13 protein-coding genes, 1 tRNA gene and 1 pseudogene are annotated in these 16481 nt (G+C 33.6%); 6 read left to right on the forward strand and 9 right to left on the reverse strand.

The genetic code is table 11. The features are described 5' to 3' along the window. Both ACOYLT_RS06440 and ACOYLT_RS06445 read right to left on the reverse strand, forming a co-directional pair. Positions 1-521, reverse strand: a 521-nt coding sequence (locus ACOYLT_RS06440; protein WP_422853040.1) for a carboxypeptidase-like regulatory domain-containing protein, incomplete at its 3' end; no start/stop codon positions are given. Positions 522-712: 191 nt separating this feature from the next. Further along, the gene (locus ACOYLT_RS06445; RefSeq protein WP_422853041.1) at positions 713-2983 is read right to left on the reverse strand and encodes a cation:proton antiporter; all 2271 of its coding nucleotides are present in this window, start codon (positions 2981-2983) and stop codon (positions 713-715) included. 187 nt (positions 2984-3170) lie between these two features. Here ACOYLT_RS06445 and ACOYLT_RS06450 point away from each other — a divergent pair, with 187 nt between their 5' ends. From ACOYLT_RS06450 to ACOYLT_RS06465, 4 genes are all read left to right on the forward strand, one after another. Further along, positions 3171-5594: an efflux RND transporter permease subunit gene (locus ACOYLT_RS06450; RefSeq protein WP_422853042.1), complete on the forward strand. Its 2424-nt coding sequence runs from the start codon at positions 3171-3173 to the stop codon at positions 5592-5594. A 64-nt stretch (positions 5595-5658) separates the two neighbouring features. Further along, a complete protein-coding gene (asnS, locus tag ACOYLT_RS06455; protein WP_422853043.1) occupies positions 5659-7104 on the forward strand; it encodes an asparagine--tRNA ligase in 1446 nt (481 codons plus the stop codon). Positions 7105-7179: 75 nt separating this feature from the next. Further along, positions 7180-8643: an RNA polymerase factor sigma-54 gene (gene rpoN / locus ACOYLT_RS06460; protein WP_422853044.1), complete on the forward strand. Its 1464-nt coding sequence runs from the start codon at positions 7180-7182 to the stop codon at positions 8641-8643. Between the two features lie 12 nt (positions 8644-8655). Further along, positions 8656-9261: a hypothetical protein gene (locus ACOYLT_RS06465; protein ID WP_422853045.1), complete on the forward strand. Its 606-nt coding sequence runs from the start codon at positions 8656-8658 to the stop codon at positions 9259-9261. On the opposite strand, the gene ACOYLT_RS06470 is transcribed toward ACOYLT_RS06465, so the two are convergent. The 5 genes from ACOYLT_RS06470 to ACOYLT_RS06490 form a co-directional block, all read right to left on the reverse strand. Continuing rightward, positions 9256-9948 carry a porin family protein gene (locus ACOYLT_RS06470; RefSeq protein ID WP_422853046.1) on the reverse strand — a complete coding sequence of 231 codons (693 nt, stop codon included), beginning with the start codon at positions 9946-9948 and terminating at the stop codon, positions 9256-9258. The two genes, ACOYLT_RS06465 and ACOYLT_RS06470, sit on opposite strands and share 6 nt — an antisense overlap. 25 nt (positions 9949-9973) lie before the next feature. Then, positions 9974-10058: transfer RNA gene (locus ACOYLT_RS06475), tRNA-Ser, on the reverse strand. Positions 10059-10116: 58 nt separating this feature from the next. After that, positions 10117-11145 (reverse strand): asparaginase, encoded by a 1029-nt coding sequence (locus ACOYLT_RS06480; protein WP_422853047.1) that lies wholly within the window; start codon positions 11143-11145, stop codon positions 10117-10119. Continuing rightward, positions 11135-12271 (reverse strand): 1-acyl-sn-glycerol-3-phosphate acyltransferase, encoded by a 1137-nt coding sequence (locus ACOYLT_RS06485; protein ID WP_422853048.1) that lies wholly within the window; start codon positions 12269-12271, stop codon positions 11135-11137. Before ACOYLT_RS06485 ends, ACOYLT_RS06480 begins: the two co-directional genes overlap by 11 nt. A 65-nt stretch (positions 12272-12336) precedes the next feature. After that, complete coding sequence (locus tag ACOYLT_RS06490) at positions 12337-13104, reverse strand: TatD family hydrolase (protein WP_422853049.1); 768 nt, start codon at positions 13102-13104, stop codon at positions 12337-12339. A 157-nt stretch (positions 13105-13261) separates the two neighbouring features. Between ACOYLT_RS06490 and ACOYLT_RS06495 the strand changes: the two genes are divergently transcribed. After that, positions 13262-13699, forward strand: a complete 438-nt coding sequence (locus ACOYLT_RS06495) for a retropepsin-like aspartic protease (RefSeq protein ID WP_422853050.1) — start codon at positions 13262-13264, stop codon at positions 13697-13699. Positions 13700-13714: 15 nt separating this feature from the next. Here the strand turns inward: ACOYLT_RS06495 and ACOYLT_RS06500 are convergent. After that, positions 13715-13982: pseudogene (locus ACOYLT_RS06500) on the reverse strand (tetracycline resistance MFS efflux pump); the annotation flags it as partial. Between the two features lie 194 nt (positions 13983-14176). On the opposite strand from ACOYLT_RS06500, the gene ACOYLT_RS06505 reads away from it, so the two are divergent. Next, positions 14177-15181, forward strand: a complete 1005-nt coding sequence (locus ACOYLT_RS06505) for a hypothetical protein (protein ID WP_422853051.1) — start codon at positions 14177-14179, stop codon at positions 15179-15181. 81 nt (positions 15182-15262) lie between these two features. Here the strand turns inward: ACOYLT_RS06505 and odhB are convergent, their stop codons facing one another. Then, positions 15263-16480, reverse strand: coding sequence for a 2-oxoglutarate dehydrogenase complex dihydrolipoyllysine-residue succinyltransferase (odhB, locus tag ACOYLT_RS06510; protein ID WP_422853052.1), 1218 nt, complete (start codon positions 16478-16480; stop codon positions 15263-15265). Position 16481 lies beyond the last annotated feature (1 nt).

Below are 16481 nucleotides of genomic sequence, written 5' to 3' on the forward strand. Positions count from 1 at the left end.
ACAAAACGATTGTCCTGAATACTGGCGCCACTTATTCTTTTCAAAACATCGGAAGTATTCTTGTCTGGAGTTCTTTTAATGGTCTCTGCGGAAATACCATCTGAAACAGTTGCACTATTTTTTTGCATGGTTAATAATGACTTAACCGATTCCACTTTGGCTTTTGTGGGAGCTTTAATAACAACTTCGTCCAACTGATTATTTTTTTCAAGCAAGGAAATCGTTAAATTGTAAATCTCATCAGCTACTACAATAACTTCTGAAATTTCTTTTTCTTGGAAGGTTAGTGCCACTACTTTAACAACATAACTCCCTGGTGCTATTTTTGAAAAAGTAAAATTTCCATTCGCATCAGTAACTCTTGACTTATTCAATTCAACTATAGTTACTGTGGCTCCAGGTAAAGGTTGGCCTGTCTTGTCTTCAATCACAACACCTTTGATTCCAGAGGTTTGAGCATGGATTAAGGAAAAAGAAAATAATGTAAAAAGGACTAAAAAAAAACGTAAATTTAATTTCATGATATATCTTGTTAAAAAAAACAAAAATATAACCTGAAAAAAAAAATATAGTTATTTAAAAATTAATTAATTGTTATCCTATAAAAGTTTAAAGGTATATTTATTGTTAAGATAATAATAGATACGTTAACTCATTGTTAAGGACTTCATATTTCAATGATTGCAAAAATCAATAAAATATTTTGTCCCCTTTAAGGTTTTATAATCAAAACCGAAGGAACATCTGTCAACCAAGAAACCTCATCATCTACAAGTTTTTTCCATGTATCCAAACTAAAAATCACCAAATCTTGTTCTATTAAAAATGGTTTATTAATTCGATTAAGTTGAAAAACTTCAAAATTATTTGGGTACTTTTCTTCCAAAGCCACTAATGAATTTTGAATGGTAAAATTGTTTTTATTATGTCCGTTGTTATCCAAAATGGTAACAATGGCATTGTTGTTATGTATCAATTTTTGTGCATAATCAATTAAGAAAACATCACCAATGCTATACAATCCTACAAAAACTTTTTGCACTTGATATAAATCCTTATCTATTAAAATACCCAGTGGTGTCTTGGTTTTAGAAATAATCAATCTAGTTCTATCATCAAAAGGAGAGTTCTCGAACAAGCCTTCTTTTCCTTTGAATTTATCTAATAGTCTGTCAGGGTTTATAATCCTTGAGGTGAATCCTAAAACTTTTCCAAGGATGGTGCCCTCAAAAATTGATTTACCTAAACCTACCAATACTAAATCATATTGCCCTTCTTGTGCCACATCGGCAATATCAGATTCTATATCACCAGTAGCTTTGAAGATGGTAGTTATTTTTTGGTCTAATTTCTTTGATTCATTTATTATTGGTTCAAAAGTTTCTTTTTCATATTCTTCCAAATTATAAGCATGCATTTCATCACTCAATGTTAAATGCATTGCTGTCACATTGGACTCTTCTTGTTGGTTTTTAACCAAGCTATTTGCTAAACGAAGTAAAGATTTTCCTTTTTCATTATTCCCAAAAGAAATTAGAATTTTGAATTTTGAATCTTTCTTAATTTCAGATGGAATAATATCGTTTTTGGTCTTAAAAATAAAATTAATAATATCCAATGCTGGCCCTGTCATGAATGTAGTGACTAAAGCCATGATTACCATCATTGTGAATATTTTTGGAGAAAGAACCCCTAACTCAAAACCAATATTAAGCACTACTAATTCCATCAATCCTCGGGTATTCATCAAAGCACCGATAGTTAAACTTTCGCGCCAATTTTGACCGACAAACTTAGCTGCTAATGCACTTCCGAAGAATTTTCCTCCTACTGCAACTAAAATGATATATCCCGTAATTTTCCATAAGTAAGGATCATTTATCAAGCCTATATTTGTATTTAATCCCGTAAATACAAAGAATAAAGGCAAGAAAAGAATAACGGCAATATCTTCCACTTTTTCGATGAAAATATTTCTGAATTTAGCTATGTCAGGCATAATAGCACCCGCCATAAAAGCCCCAAATAGTGCGTGGATACCAATAATTTCTGTTAAATAAGCAGAAACAATAAGCGTTAAAAAAAATATGGCAACCACCGATTTTTTTACATTATCTTTTTTACCATACAAATCACCTATTCGTTTCAAAAAAGGTTTTACAACAAAAAGCATCATCAAAACATATAAAATAGCCAATCCTATAACATAGATAGCACTCACAAAACTTCCTGCTTTTACAATGGCAATAACAGCTGCCAGCAAACACCAAGCGGTAATATCATCGGCTGCAGCACAAGTGATGACAATAGTGCCTAATCTTGTTTTATGTATACCTCGTTCTTGTACAATTCTTGCTAAAACTGGGAATGCAGTAATACTCATAGCAATTCCCATAAATAAACCAAATGATAGAAATTCCACTCCAACTGGTGCAAATTGATCATAAATATAATAGGATAACCCAATCCCAAGTGCAAACGGAATTACTATACTAGCATGACTAATAACTACAGCTTCATTGGCTTTGTTTTTTAATACTTTTAAATCGAGTTCCATTCCAATAACAAACATAAAAAGTATTAAACCCACTTGGCTTAACATCTTAAGATTACCCAAGGATTCTAGTGGGAATAAAGCATCTTTCATGTCTGGAAAATACAATCCGAAAAGCGATGGTCCTAGTACAATTCCAGCAATAATTTCTCCAATTACGGATGGTTGCCCTATTTTTCTAAAAATCCAACCAAAAATTCTAGCCACTAAAACAATGGTAATAATTTGAAAAAGCAATAAGGCTAAAGGATGTTTAAGATTATGGAAAAGCGAACTTAAAAACTGAATCCATTGATTGTCTTTTGAGGTTGGAGAGACAATTTTTTTTCCAAGTTCCAATAATTTTCCTTGTTCTATAATCCAGTACATCAACCAAATAAATCCACCTGTGACTATAATATAAAATAAAGTATTTTTAAAGTTTCTCATTATTTTGTTACGCTAGTTCCTTCTACAAATATGATAAAAACGAATGTAATTTTTTAATTTTTTTTTTATGAATACCAATTATTTAAAATTGAAGTATTAATCGTTGTTAAAAATTCGTAAAACTTTATAAAAATCAATTACTGCTTTTTAGGTTTTGATTACCTTTGCAACCGTTTTTAACTTTATAATGAAAAAAAAAATTAAAGTAGGATTTTGGGAATTTATTGCAGGTAAAATTCTCAGAAACAGAATTACGATTAGTATATTTATTCTAATCCTTACCGTATTCTTTGCATTTCAATGGAAAAACGTTGGAATGACCTATAATGAAGCTAACTTATTGCCCAAAAATCATACTGCTAATAAAGACTACCAAAAATTTCTAAAAACCTTTGGCGAAGAAGGAAATCTTGTTGTTATTGGTGTAAAAGACAATACATTTTTTACTCCTAAAGCTTACAAAGCTTGGAACGAAATGATGACTAATTTAAAATCTAGAAAAGAAATTGAATTGGTTGTTTCTCTCAATAACTTGAAAAAACTGGTAAAAAATGATTCGTTAGAAAAGTTTGAATTGGTTCCGTTACTTGACCAAAAAAGAACACTTGACCCGAATTATTTATTGCAAATCAAAAAACAACTTTTCAATGATTTGCCTTTTTATGAAGGATTGCTTTTCAACAAAAAATCAGGAAGTATTCGTTCAGCAATTTATATCAAAAAAGAAGTTGTTAATTCTCCTATTAGAAAAGAATTTATTTTAAATGTTTTGGTTCCTGAAGTTGATAAATTTGAAAACGAAACCCATATTGACTTGAAAGTATCAGGTATGCCCTATATCCGGACTATCAATACCGAAAATATGAAAGGGGAAATAGGGTTGTTTATAGGCGCCGCTTTATTCATTACTTCATTGATATTTTTCTTGTTTTTCCGTTCCTACAGAGCCACTTTCATTTCTATTTGTATTTTGATTGTAGGTGTAATGTGGTCTTTTGGAACACTGGGACTATTTCACTATAAAATCACGATTTTAACTGCCATAATCCCACCTTTGATTATTGTTATTGGCATTACCAATTGTATTTTTCTGATTAATAAATACCAACAAGAAATCAAAATACACCGCAATCAAGCGAAAGCTTTGCAACGAGTAATTTCAAAAATTGGAGTTTCTACTTTGATGACTAATTTGACTACTGCTATCGGTTTTGCTACGTTTATGATTACTGGAAACGATTTGCTTTTTGAATTTGGATTGATAACTTCAATAAATGTGATAACGGTTTATCTTTTAACATTGGTAGTTGTCCCAATTGTTTACAGCTTCTTGCCTTTGCCCAAAGAAAAACACCTCAACCATTTGAGCAAAAATTATCTTTCTGCTATTTTAAATTGGGTCGAAAACCTAGTTAAGTACAAACGAAATTTAATTTACACTATCTATGGTTTGTTATTAGTTTTAAGTGTTATCGGTATTTCAAAGATGGAGGTTTCGGGAAGTTTGATTAGTGAGATGCCCAAAAGCGCTTCTTTTTTCAAAGATATTCTTTTTTTCGAAAAAGAATTTAAAGGGGTTATGCCACTAGAAATTATGATTGATACCAAACACAAAAAAGGGGTCATGAAATCATCTACTTTGCGAAAAATGGATGAACTCCAAAAAACTATTGATAGCATTCCAGAATTATCAAAACCTGTTTCTATTGTCAATTTGGTAAAATACTCCAAGCAAGCTTTTTATAATGGTAATCCAACATATTATGATTTGCCCAATTCTCAGGAACAAGCGTTTATTCTTTCTTATGCCAAAAATGCTTCAAAAAATTCAAAGGATAATTTAATGAAAAGTTATGTCGATAAAACGGGACAATATGCCCGAGTAACAACTTTCATGAAAGATATTGGTACAGAAAAAATGGCAAAAATCGAAAAGAAACTCCATGCTAAAATCAATACGATTTTTCCAAATGACCGATATGAAGTTACGCTAACTGGAAAAGCATTAGTATTTCAAAAAGGAACATCCTACTTAGTCAATAACCTTATTGAGTCTTTGATATTTGCTATTTTACTAATTGCAGGATTGATGGCTTACATGTTTCGCTCTTGGAAAATGATTTTTGCGTCAGTGGTGACCAATATTTTACCGCTATGCATAACCTCAGGATTGATGGGTTATTTTGGTATTCCCTTAAAACCTTCAACTATCTTAGTTTTTAGTATTGCTTTCGGAATTTCGGTAGATAATGCCATACAATTCATGGCAAAATACCGTCATGACTTAATTCAAAACGGCGGAAAAATAAAAAAAGCTGTTATCAGTGCCTTGCATGAAACTGGTGTAAGTACTTTCTACACATCGGTGGTCTTGATTTTTGGTTTTGCTATTTTCACTTTGTCAAGTTTTGGCGGCACAATTGCTTTAGGTGGATTAATTTCGGTTACGCTTACCTTTGCTATGTTTGCTAATTTAGTGGTGCTTCCTGCCTTAGTATTAACCACTGAAAAATGGAGCCGTAAAAAACAACCAACCGAAGAACCAAGTATCAACATATATCGCGATAATAACGAAGAACTAATAGATACAAACAAAATAATAGAAAAATAAAAAATTATATTTGCAATTAGATTTAAGACACTAAAATCTTAAATTTTAAAATCCTTATTCCAAAATGAAACATTCAAAAGTTAAAGAATTACTAAACAGTACGAAAACGAACTATGAAGTAACCGTAAAAGGTTGGGTAAGAACTTTTAGAAACAATCAGTTTATTGCGTTGAACGATGGTTCCACTATTCATAATTTGCAGTGTGTAGTTGATTTTGAAAATACAGCCGAAGAAACCCTAAAAAGAATCAATACAGGAACTGCTGTGGCTTTAACTGGAAAATTAGTAGAAAGCCAAGGTGCTGGTCAGAAATATGAAATTCAAGTGGCTCAATTAGAAATCCTTGGCGACTGTGATGCCGAGAAATTCCCCATGCAACCTAAGAAACATTCTTTGGAATTCCTTAGAGAAAATGCACATTTAAGAGTAAGAACCAATGCTTTTGGTGCCATTATGAGAGTGCGTTCGGTATTGGCGCATGCAGTACATACCTATTTTCAGGAAAGAGGATTTGTTTATGTAAATACGCCCGTAATTACAGGTGCTGATGCAGAAGGCGCAGGAGAAATGTTCCAAGTGACCTCATTGCCTTTAGACAGTTTGCCAAGAACCGAAGACGGACAAATTGATTACAAAAAAGATTTCTTCGGAAAACATACTAACCTTACCGTTTCCGGACAATTGGAAGGGGAAACTTTTGCCATGGCTTTGGGTCAGATTTATACTTTTGGCCCCACTTTCCGTGCTGAGAATTCGAATACATCGCGTCACTTGGCGGAATTCTGGATGATTGAACCTGAAGTGGCTTTCAATGATTTGATTGACAACATGGATTTAGCAGAAGACTTTATCAAGTATGTTATTAAATATACCGTTGACAAATGTGCCGATGATTTAAAATTCTTAGAAGGAAGATTATTGGACGAAGAAAAACAAAAACCGCAAGCAGAACGTAGCGAAATGGCATTGTTAGAGAAATTGAATTTTGTGATGAATAATGATTTCAAACGCGTTACTTATACAGAAGCCATCGATATTTTAAGAGATTCTACTCCTAATAAAAAGAAAAAATTTCAATATTTAATCAATGAATGGGGTGCAGATTTACAATCAGAACACGAACGTTTCTTAGTGGAAAAACACTTCAATTGTCCGGTGATTTTATATGATTATCCAGCTAAAATTAAAGCCTTCTATATGCGTTTGAATGATGCTACTGAACCAGGAAAAGAGACCGTTCGTGCCATGGATATTTTATTCCCAGGTATTGGAGAGATTGTTGGTGGCTCACAAAGAGAAGAGCGATATGATGTTTTGGTTGAGAAAATGAAAGCGATTGGCATCGATGAAGAAGAATTATGGTGGTATCTTGACACCCGTCGTTTTGGTTCGGCAGTTCACTCTGGTTTCGGATTAGGATTTGAAAGATTAGTGCTTTTTGTTACAGGAATGACTAATATTCGTGATGTAATTCCTTTTCCAAGAACACCACAGAGCGCAGAGTTTTAATAACTGTTTTCTGTTCAATGTCATCTGTTAAAATAAATCAGGCAAATTACAACTGACAATCGACAACCCGCAATAATGTTAAAGCAGTTCTTACATCTTAAATTATCACAGAAATTATCTCCACAGCAAATTCAGCTGATGAAGTTAATTCAACTCCCTACGCAAGCTTTTGAACAGCGCTTGAAAGAAGAGTTGTTTGAAAATCCTGCTTTAGAAAGTGGCAAAGAAGAGGAAGAATTGTATGAAAAAGATGAGTTTGATAATAATGAAGACTATGATGATTTTGAAGGAAGTGAAAATATTGATACCGAAATCAATATAGACGAATATTTAAGTAACGACGAAACTCCTGATTACAAACTACAAGCCAATAACTATAGCGATGACGATGAAGACCGACAAACACCTTTTGCTGAATCGGTAAGTTTCCATCAAGATTTGATTAATCAATTAAATACTTTTATCCTTTCTGATGATCAAAGAAGTATTGCTGAATTTTTAGTAGGAAGTATTGATGATGATGGCTATTTACGAAGAACCATTTTGGATATTGTTGATGATATGGCTTTTACTCAAGGGATTTATACCGATGAGAAAACCGTTGAAAAAATTCTTCATGTCGTGCATGAATTAGAACCTTCGGGTGTTGGTGCGCGAGATTTACAGGAATGTTTACTGCTTCAATTGAAACATAAAACCCCAACAGAATATGCGGCATTAGCTATTGATATCATTGAAAATCAATTTGATGCTTTTACCAAAAAACATTACGATAAATTACTTCAGAAATACGAGATTACGCAAGACCGATTGAAAAAAGCGATTGAAGAAATCGAAAAATTAAACCCAAAACCGGGTGGTTCTTTTGATAGTAGCAGTCGCTCTGTAGAACAAATAGTTCCCGATTTTGCCATTAGAATTGTTGAGGGTGAATTGGAACTGACATTAAACGGCAGAAATGCCCCTTCATTACATGTTTCCAAAGATTATCAGGAAATGTTGCAAACCTACAAAGACTCGCGCGATAAATCACATTCACAAAAAGATGCTGTGCAGTTTATCAAACAAAAATTAGACTCTGCCAAATGGTTTATCGATGCTATTCGTCAGCGACAAGAAACACTATTTGTGACCATGAATGCCATTATGCATTTTCAACAAGAATACTTTCTTGATGGCGAAGAAACCAAGCTAAAACCAATGATTCTAAAAGACATTGCCGATAGGGTTGGTTTAGATATTTCTACTGTTTCTAGAGTGGCTAATAGCAAATATGTGGATACACCTTATGGCACCAAATTGATAAAAGAATTCTTTTCCGAAGCGATGAAAAATGATCAAGGCGAAGAGGTGTCAACCTTGGAAATCAAAAATATTCTAAAAACCATTATTGAGGAAGAAGATAAAAGCAAACCTTTACCCGATGATCAATTAGCCGAAATTCTGGGTGAAAAAGGGTATCCTATTGCCCGAAGAACAATTGCAAAATACAGAGATTTACTAGACATTCCAGTAGCTAGAATGCGAAAGAAGATTTAAAAAGCACTTATCTTGAAAAAAATCCTTCCTCTTTTTTCTTATGTCTTCCACCCTATTTTCATTCCGCTATTAGGCACTGTTTTTTATGTTTTGTTGGATACTATTTTTCTAACAAAGCCCCAATATTTGATTCTTTTTCTGCAAATCATCATCATTACTCTTTTGTTGCCCATTGCTTTTTTTTATCTATTGAGAACCTTTGGCAAAATAGATAACATCATGCTTGCTGATATTTCGCATCGCAGAATTCCTTTGTTGCTGCATATCATGTTGCTTACTGTTTTAATCACAAAAAGCATCACTGTAGAACGATTTCCAGTATTATTTTTCTTTTTTTTAGGAGGAATTATTAGTGCTGCTATTGCTTTTATTGGATTGTATTTTAAATCAAAAGCCAGCATTCACATGATTGGCATCAGTGCGCTGACTGTTTTTATTATTGGGTTGAGTATTAAAAATGAAATCAATACCATCAACTTGGTTACTTTTTTTGTTTTTATGAATGGCTTAGTCGCTTCATCGCGCTTGGTAATGAAAGCACATACAAATAAAGAATTGTTGATCGGGTTTTTGTGTGGCATATTACCACAGTTGGGATTGCTCTATTTTTGGTTATAGAATATAAAACATCAGTCCAAAATTGATAGTATTCATATCAATACTTTTCCCGCTAATTTTTGCTGAGGAATTTAATAATGGGTTTAGACCATAATAGCCATAGATATTCCAAGTATTCCATCCTGTTGCCAAATAAAAACCATAATGAAAATCATTAAAGTCTTTATTATTGGCTTTGTCAATTTTAGTTGCAGAGGAAATTAGTTTATATTGGTCATAAAACAAATAACTCAACTTTAACCCAGCGTAAACACGCCAAAACTTATGGCTATCCATAGTAGAATTTCGCCAACGAAACTCAATTGGCAAATCAACATAATGCAACGATAATTTGTTTTTGGAATAGGTAATATCCGAGTCTAAAATTTGATAAGTATTTGTTCCATCTATAGTGGATATTCCTAAATTTTGATTGTAAATAGCTAATGAATAACCCAAACCAGCAGCAAGAGAAACTGTTCTTTTTTTATTCAATGGCATGTCTCTTAAAAACCCAACGCAGAATCCTGGAGAAAGTTTGTTTTGTTGAAATCCCTCTGGGCGTTTTTGTATGGTATTATAGGTAATATTTACATAAAACTGATCTTCTCTATAGAGCGAATCAAGTGCGTCAAAATCGGCCTCAACGTTTTGAGCAAAAACACTCAAGGTGGTAAAAAAAGTTAAGATTAAAAGATATAATCGCATAAAACTAATTTTAAGAAGAATTTTGCAGAGAGGAAGGGATTCGAACCCTCGATATGTTGCCATATACACGCTTTCCAAGCGTGCGCCTTCAGCCACTCGGCCACCTCTCTAATTGAGTTGCAAAGAACAACAAATTTTTTCAGTAAAAAAAGTTAGTTTCAGAAATTATTACTGCATTTCGCCACGCAAGGATGTTTCAAAAATAGTTTTGAAGACTGGAGAGGCAACGTTTTGTCCCAGCAAATACATCAGTTTGGTAATAGCAGCTTCAGTAGTGATATCTTTTCCAGAAATAATACCTATTTTCTTCAGTTGTGTACTGGTTTCATATTGTCCCATGTTTACACTTCCGCCTGAACATTGAGTAACATTGATGATATGTAAACCATTTTTTATGGCTTTTTTCAAAATTTGTATAAACCAATCTTCCGATGGAGCATTTCCTGATCCATAAGTTTCTAGAATTATTCCTTTTAAATTGGGAATGGCAATAATGGAAGATAAAATAGTTTCATTGATTCCTGGAAACATTTTAATAATAACAACATCACCGTTCAAATGTTTATGAACTATTAATTTTTTATTTGCGGCTTTTTGTACAACAGTATTGAGATTGACATTCAAATGAACGCCAGATTCTGCCAATGCAGGAAAATTAGGCGATGCAAATGCATTAAAATGTTCGGCATTTATTTTTGTGGTTCTATTACCGCGGTATAATTTATATTCAAAATACAAACAAACTTCCTGAATAATAGGTTTCCCTCTATGCTGCAATGAAGCGATTTGAATAGCAGTAATCAAGTTTTCTTTGGCATCCGTTCGCAAGTCACCTATGGGTAATTGTGACCCAGTAAACACTACTGGTTTATTCAAATTCTCTAACATAAAACTCAATGCTGAAGCAGAATACGACATAGTGTCTGAACCGTGAAGCACTACGAATCCATCAAAATTGGTATAATTATCTTCAATAATTGTAGCAATAGTTACCCATTTGTCGGAACTAATGTTGGATGAATCAATAGGTTTTTCAAACGAAATGGTTTTAATATTGCAATCCAATTGTTTCAATTCTGGAATTTTTTGCAACAACTTGCTGAAGTTGAATGCTTTCAACGCACCTGTTTCAAAATCTTTCATCATCCCAATGGTACCACCGGTATAAATCAAAAGTATGTTTGGTTTAATTTGCATTGTTGTATTTTGATTTATTCACTACAGGATTGGCATACATTGCTAGGAAACTTTCGACCATTTGCAAATTATTTTCATCAATTTTCATTTCAAGTCTACGTTCAAACAGGGACTTTTCGTTGTCTGTATAATACGTTTTAAACTTATCAGTTTTGTGAAGTAAGTCGAAGGCAATATAATTGGTTGGCCACAACTTATAACTTTTTAAAATGGCATCGTCAATTAGTTTTGCAACGGCTTGCACTTGCTTGTTACTGCTATCAAACTCAGCTTCAACTTCATCCAATTCTTTGTCAATAACATCACAAACATGAATGTGAATGTGCTTTTTCTGACCAATAATTCCGCTTAATAAGGTCATAAAATCTTCATTTTTCTCTTTTATGTAAACTTCGTCATTAGCTTCCGCTAAAAGTTGCGGCATTTTTAAGGCATCGGTTGGATCATATTCGTAGGATATAGAAACGGGTACAATTTTTATTTTCTTAAAATAGGTCATTACATTCTTCTCATCCGAAGCCATTGACAGCATTTTTAAAATCCCAGGATTAGTAGCGTCATTTCCATCCTTTGTTCGCCCTTCGCGCTGTGCTATCCAAACTGAGCGATTTTCGCGCAACAATAATTGACCAATATACTCAGACATTAATTTGGAACTCATAAGCATTTCTCTTGGAGATAATCCTCTTTTTACCAAAAAATTTCGGTTTAATTTGGCAAGTGTATTCATAAAATCACGTTTAACCAAATTATCACCTATTGCGGATGCCGTCATAACTAATCCGTTCTCAAAAAGGCAAGCATTGAGTAAAGAAGTGTCTAAAATGATATCCCGATGATTAGAAACAAAAAGATAAGCCGTGTTCTTTTCTAGTTTTTCAAAACCCGAAGTAGATAAACCATCAGAGCTTTTTTCTAAGACTTTTTGTAAAGCTTGGTAAATAAAGTTACATTGAAAATCCCGTATAGAGAAGGTTCGCCTCAATTGCTCTTTCCAAATATCATCTGCAAGTTCTGGAAAAGTAAAATTCATAATCGCTTTCATCATCGGATGATTAAGAGACGATTTAATATTTTCATTTACTTCTGCGTCATAAAACGGACGTATAGAATCAAATTTTTGCATGTATTTTTTCAATTTTTGATGAACAAATGAACAAAAAAAAAGTCAATTTTTGGAGGATTTGGGTTTTAAATTCCAAAAATAGCTTTAGCATTTTCAGTGGTAATTCGGGCAATTTCTTCAATTGGCTGTTGATAAATTATCGCTAATTTTTCGGCTACTAATTTTGTAAAACTACTTTCATTTCGTTTGCCTCTAAAGGGCACGGGTGCTAAATAAGGCGAATCGGTTTCTAGAACAATATGTTCTAAATCTATTTCATGAAGAAACTGATCAATCTTTCCGTTTTTAAACGTAGCAACTCCGCCAATACCGAGTTTCATATTCAAGTCTATTGCTCTTTTGGCTTGACCGAAATCGCCAGTAAAGCAATGAAATATTCCAAATAAATCAGTCGCTTTTTCACTTTCTAACACTTCAAAAACTTCATCAAAAGCCTCACGGCAATGAATGTTTATGGCTAATTTGTGTTTTTTTGCCAATTGAATTTGATGCTTGAACGCCTGTTGTTGTTGCTTTAAAAATGACTTGTCCCAAAACAAATCAATCCCAATTTCGCCAATAGCATAAAACTTTCTTTTAGCCAATTCAGTTTCTACATGTGCCAGTTCTTCCAAATAATTTTCTTTGACATAGCAAGGATGCAAACCCATCATCAGAAAAATATTCTCGGGAAACTGCGTTTCTAAATCATACATTTTTTGAGTATAACTCGAATCGATGGATGGAACAAAAAAACGCGAAACTCCAGCGTTAATAGCACGTTGAATCATTTCGTCTCTGTCACTGTCAAATTCTTCAGAATAAAGATGAGTATGTGTATCGGTTAAAATCATTTTGAGTTGCGGGTTTCGAGTTAAAGGTTACTGGTTTCGGGTTTCGGGTTATGAGTTTCAGATTAAACAGTGCAAAATTACGATTATTAAACGATAAGTAAAATTTAAAAACTTTCCGTACTTTGCGATAAACTTTGTGCCTTTGCGGTAAAAAAACATGAAAAAACTACAAGAAGTACTCAAGAAAGAAAAGTATAAGAAACTGAATTTTAAGGTTTCCAAAACGCAACATTTACTTATTAAAGCAAGTATCAATGGTATTACTGGAAATTTTATTCTTGATACTGGTGCTTCCAATAGTTGTGTGGGTTTCGAAGGTATTGACTATTTTAATTTGACCGCAGGTAAGTCGAAAACTAAAGCATCTGGTGCTGGAGCCACTGGAATGAAAACCCAATTAGCCAAAAACAATTTTTTTCAAATTGGTCGATGGAAAACAGCTGATTTTCATTTGGTTATTTTTGATATGACACATGTTAACGAAGCGTTACAACAACACAAATCAAAGCCAGTTCATGGTATTATTGGTGCAGATATTCTGCTAGAAGGAAAAGCTGTTATTGATTATTATAATCACTGTTTGTATTTGCAGTAAAATGTTTTTTTATTGAATAAAAAGCCAAACAACAGTTGGTGAAAAAGACAATAACAAATAATCTAAAGCAAAGGCGAAAAGTGAAATTAATATTTTTGTCATCTTCCAAATTTGTAACTCAAATTTCCTATTAGCGGCGCAAAAAGAAATTGAGTTATTGCATAAGCAAAAGTCAACCAACCACCCTATTTTGCTGCTTCGCTAATATCACCATTAATAAGTACTGCAATCAGTTTGGTAGCACTTGAATGATAATTCCCCAACCGGTAATATCAATAAGCATAGTAATAAAAATAAATCCTATCTCTGCTTTTTTTTGTTTTTTTTCATATTAAAAAAGTGTTATAAAGAATTAATTAAAAACATTATATTTAAATTATAAAATTACAATTCAAATAAAATGTAATACTTTTTTTACTACATTTGAAAAAACAATGCAATAATTTAACAGAATTTTAATTAAAATAAAAAACACTTATGAAAAACCTAATCACACATTTCAACTCTAAAAAAGCAACCCATTCTATTTTGAGTGCTTTAATTTTAATCCTTTTCACTATTAGCTGTAGTAATTCCGATAAAGGGAACAGTCTCCCAACTGCTGCTGGATTTAATAATATAAAAACTGCAGCACTCACCTCTTTAACGCAAAATTTTCAATTCAATACAGCAAATGGTTCAGCAAGTTTTACATCTGACAAGGGAGTCATGTTAACTATTAGCGCAAATGCTTTAACTTTAAACGGGAATCCTGTTACGGGTCTTGTTGATTTGAAATACATTGAAATTTTTGATGGTGGTAACATGCTGGCTACTGGTAAACATACCATGGGGAAAATGCCTGACGGTAAACGATCTATGTTGCTATCAGGCGGAGAATTTTACATCAATGCTACACAAAACGGACAACAATTAGAATTGAATGGTTCAATCACATTAGGAATACCAACTAATTTGACGGATGATAATGGCGGAAACCCTGATATGACTTTATGGAATCTTGTCGAGAATGACTCTGTATGGGCTGTTGCCGAGCCAAATCAACTTGGAGGAAATGGTGTTTTTATAGAGGGTCAAGGTGGTAATTTTTCGAATTACTATGCCTTTATTGGCAATTTTGGCTGGACTAATGTAGATTGCTTTTATAATGATATAAGACCCAAAACCACTATTTTAGTTTCTGTTCCCGACGGATATGACAATCTAAACTCTGCTGTATATTTACATTATGATGGAAACGGGAATGCTTTAGCTAAATTAGATACCTATGACAATGTTACTGAATTATTCAGTGAGCATTATGGACAAATTCCAATTGGTTTAAATTGTCATATCATTTTTGCTACAGAAGAAAACGGAAAGCCGCGATATGCTATTAAACAAGTAACCATTTCAGCTGGCGCTGTGTATAATTTTACTTTAAGTGAAACCACAGTGGTTACTCAAGCCCAGTTGACAGCAGCGATAAATGCCTTACCGTAAAGAAACATAAAATAAAACCCGTCTCTTTTTAATGAGACGGGTTTTTTAGATTCTTCCTTCGTCAGATTGACAAAGTATTTTTTACAATTCTAATGCTTTCTTAGCATTCCCATCCATCAAGATTTCTAACGGATTTTCCAACGCTTCTTTTACAGCAACAAGAAAACCAACCGATTCACGACCGTCGATGATTCTGTGATCATAAGAAAGTGCCACAAACATTACCGGTGCAATCACTATTTGTCCGTTTTTAACAATCGCTCTATCAACCACATTGTGCATTCCTAAAATTCCGGATTGTGGTGGATTGATGATTGGCGTACTCAACATACTTCCAAAAACACCACCATTGGAAATGGTAAATGTTCCACCAGTCATTTCATCCACAGTAATCTGTCCGTCACGGGCACGAATTGCCAATCTTTTGATTTCGGCCTCAACACCTTTGAAAGTTAATTTCTCGGCAGCACGAACTACAGGAACCATTAATCCTTTTGGTCCAGAAACGGCTACTGAAATATCGCAAAAATCATACGATATTTTTTCTTGCCCATCAATCATAGAGTTAACATCAGGGAAAAGTTGTAAGGCACGTGTAACAGCTTTGGTAAAAAATGACATGAAACCTAATCCTAATCCGTGTTTGGTTTTAAATTCTTCTTTGTATTGTTCGCGCAAAGCATAAATGGCAGTCATATCTACTTCGTTGAAAGTAGTTAACATGGCTGTTTCATTTTTTGCAGCGACTAATCTTTCGGCAACTTTACGACGCAACATTGATAATTTTGTTCTTTGTGAACCACGATTACACGCTGTTGGTGTTCCCATGGAAGGAACTCCTTTTACAGCATCTTCTTTAGTAATTCTGCCGTCTTTTCCAGTTCCAACAATTTCTGATGGTTGGATATTTTTTTCCTCTAATATTTTTCTAGCTGCCGGGGATGGCGTGTTTGACGCATACGTTGTTGTAGCAACTGGCACCACTTTTGGAGCTTCTGCAACTGTTGCTTTCACTTCCTCTTTAACTGATGTTGAAGCCTCAGAAGACCCACTTGGTTTGGCTGCACTTGTATCTATAAGACAAACAACAGCGCCAACGGCAACTGCATCGCCTTCTTCTGCTTTTAGTGTAATAATTCCGCTGGCTTCAGCCGGTAATTCCAGCGTAGCTTTATCTGAATCAACCTCAGCAATAGCTTGGTCCTTTTCTACATAATCACCATCTTTTACTAACCAAGTAGCAATTTCAACTTCTTTAATCGATTCTCCCGGTGATGGGACTTTCATTTCTAAAATCATG

It is taken from the genome of Flavobacterium sp. (assembly GCF_049318185.1).
In the GTDB taxonomy this organism is placed as follows: Bacteria; Bacteroidota; Bacteroidia; order Flavobacteriales; family Flavobacteriaceae; genus Flavobacterium.

Coding starts and splice junctions, on each gene's coding strand:
- ACOYLT_RS06445 (WP_422853041.1), bottom strand. CDS start 2,983: ATGAGAAACTTTAAAAATACTTTATTTTATATTATAGTCACAGGTGGA.
- ACOYLT_RS06450 (WP_422853042.1), top strand. CDS start 3,171: ATGAAAAAAAAAATTAAAGTAGGATTTTGGGAATTTATTGCAGGTAAA.
- asnS (WP_422853043.1), top strand. CDS start 5,659: ATGAAACATTCAAAAGTTAAAGAATTACTAAACAGTACGAAAACGAAC.
- rpoN (WP_422853044.1), top strand. CDS start 7,180: ATGTTAAAGCAGTTCTTACATCTTAAATTATCACAGAAATTATCTCCA.
- ACOYLT_RS06470 (WP_422853046.1), bottom strand. CDS start 9,948: ATGCGATTATATCTTTTAATCTTAACTTTTTTTACCACCTTGAGTGTT.
- ACOYLT_RS06480 (WP_422853047.1), bottom strand. CDS start 11,145: ATGCAAATTAAACCAAACATACTTTTGATTTATACCGGTGGTACCATT.
- ACOYLT_RS06485 (WP_422853048.1), bottom strand. CDS start 12,271: ATGCAAAAATTTGATTCTATACGTCCGTTTTATGACGCAGAAGTAAAT.
- ACOYLT_RS06490 (WP_422853049.1), bottom strand. CDS start 13,104: ATGATTTTAACCGATACACATACTCATCTTTATTCTGAAGAATTTGAC.
- ACOYLT_RS06495 (WP_422853050.1), top strand. CDS start 13,262: ATGAAAAAACTACAAGAAGTACTCAAGAAAGAAAAGTATAAGAAACTG.
- ACOYLT_RS06505 (WP_422853051.1), top strand. CDS start 14,177: ATGAAAAACCTAATCACACATTTCAACTCTAAAAAAGCAACCCATTCT.
- odhB (WP_422853052.1), bottom strand. CDS start 16,480: ATGATTTTAGAAATGAAAGTCCCATCACCGGGAGAATCGATTAAAGAA.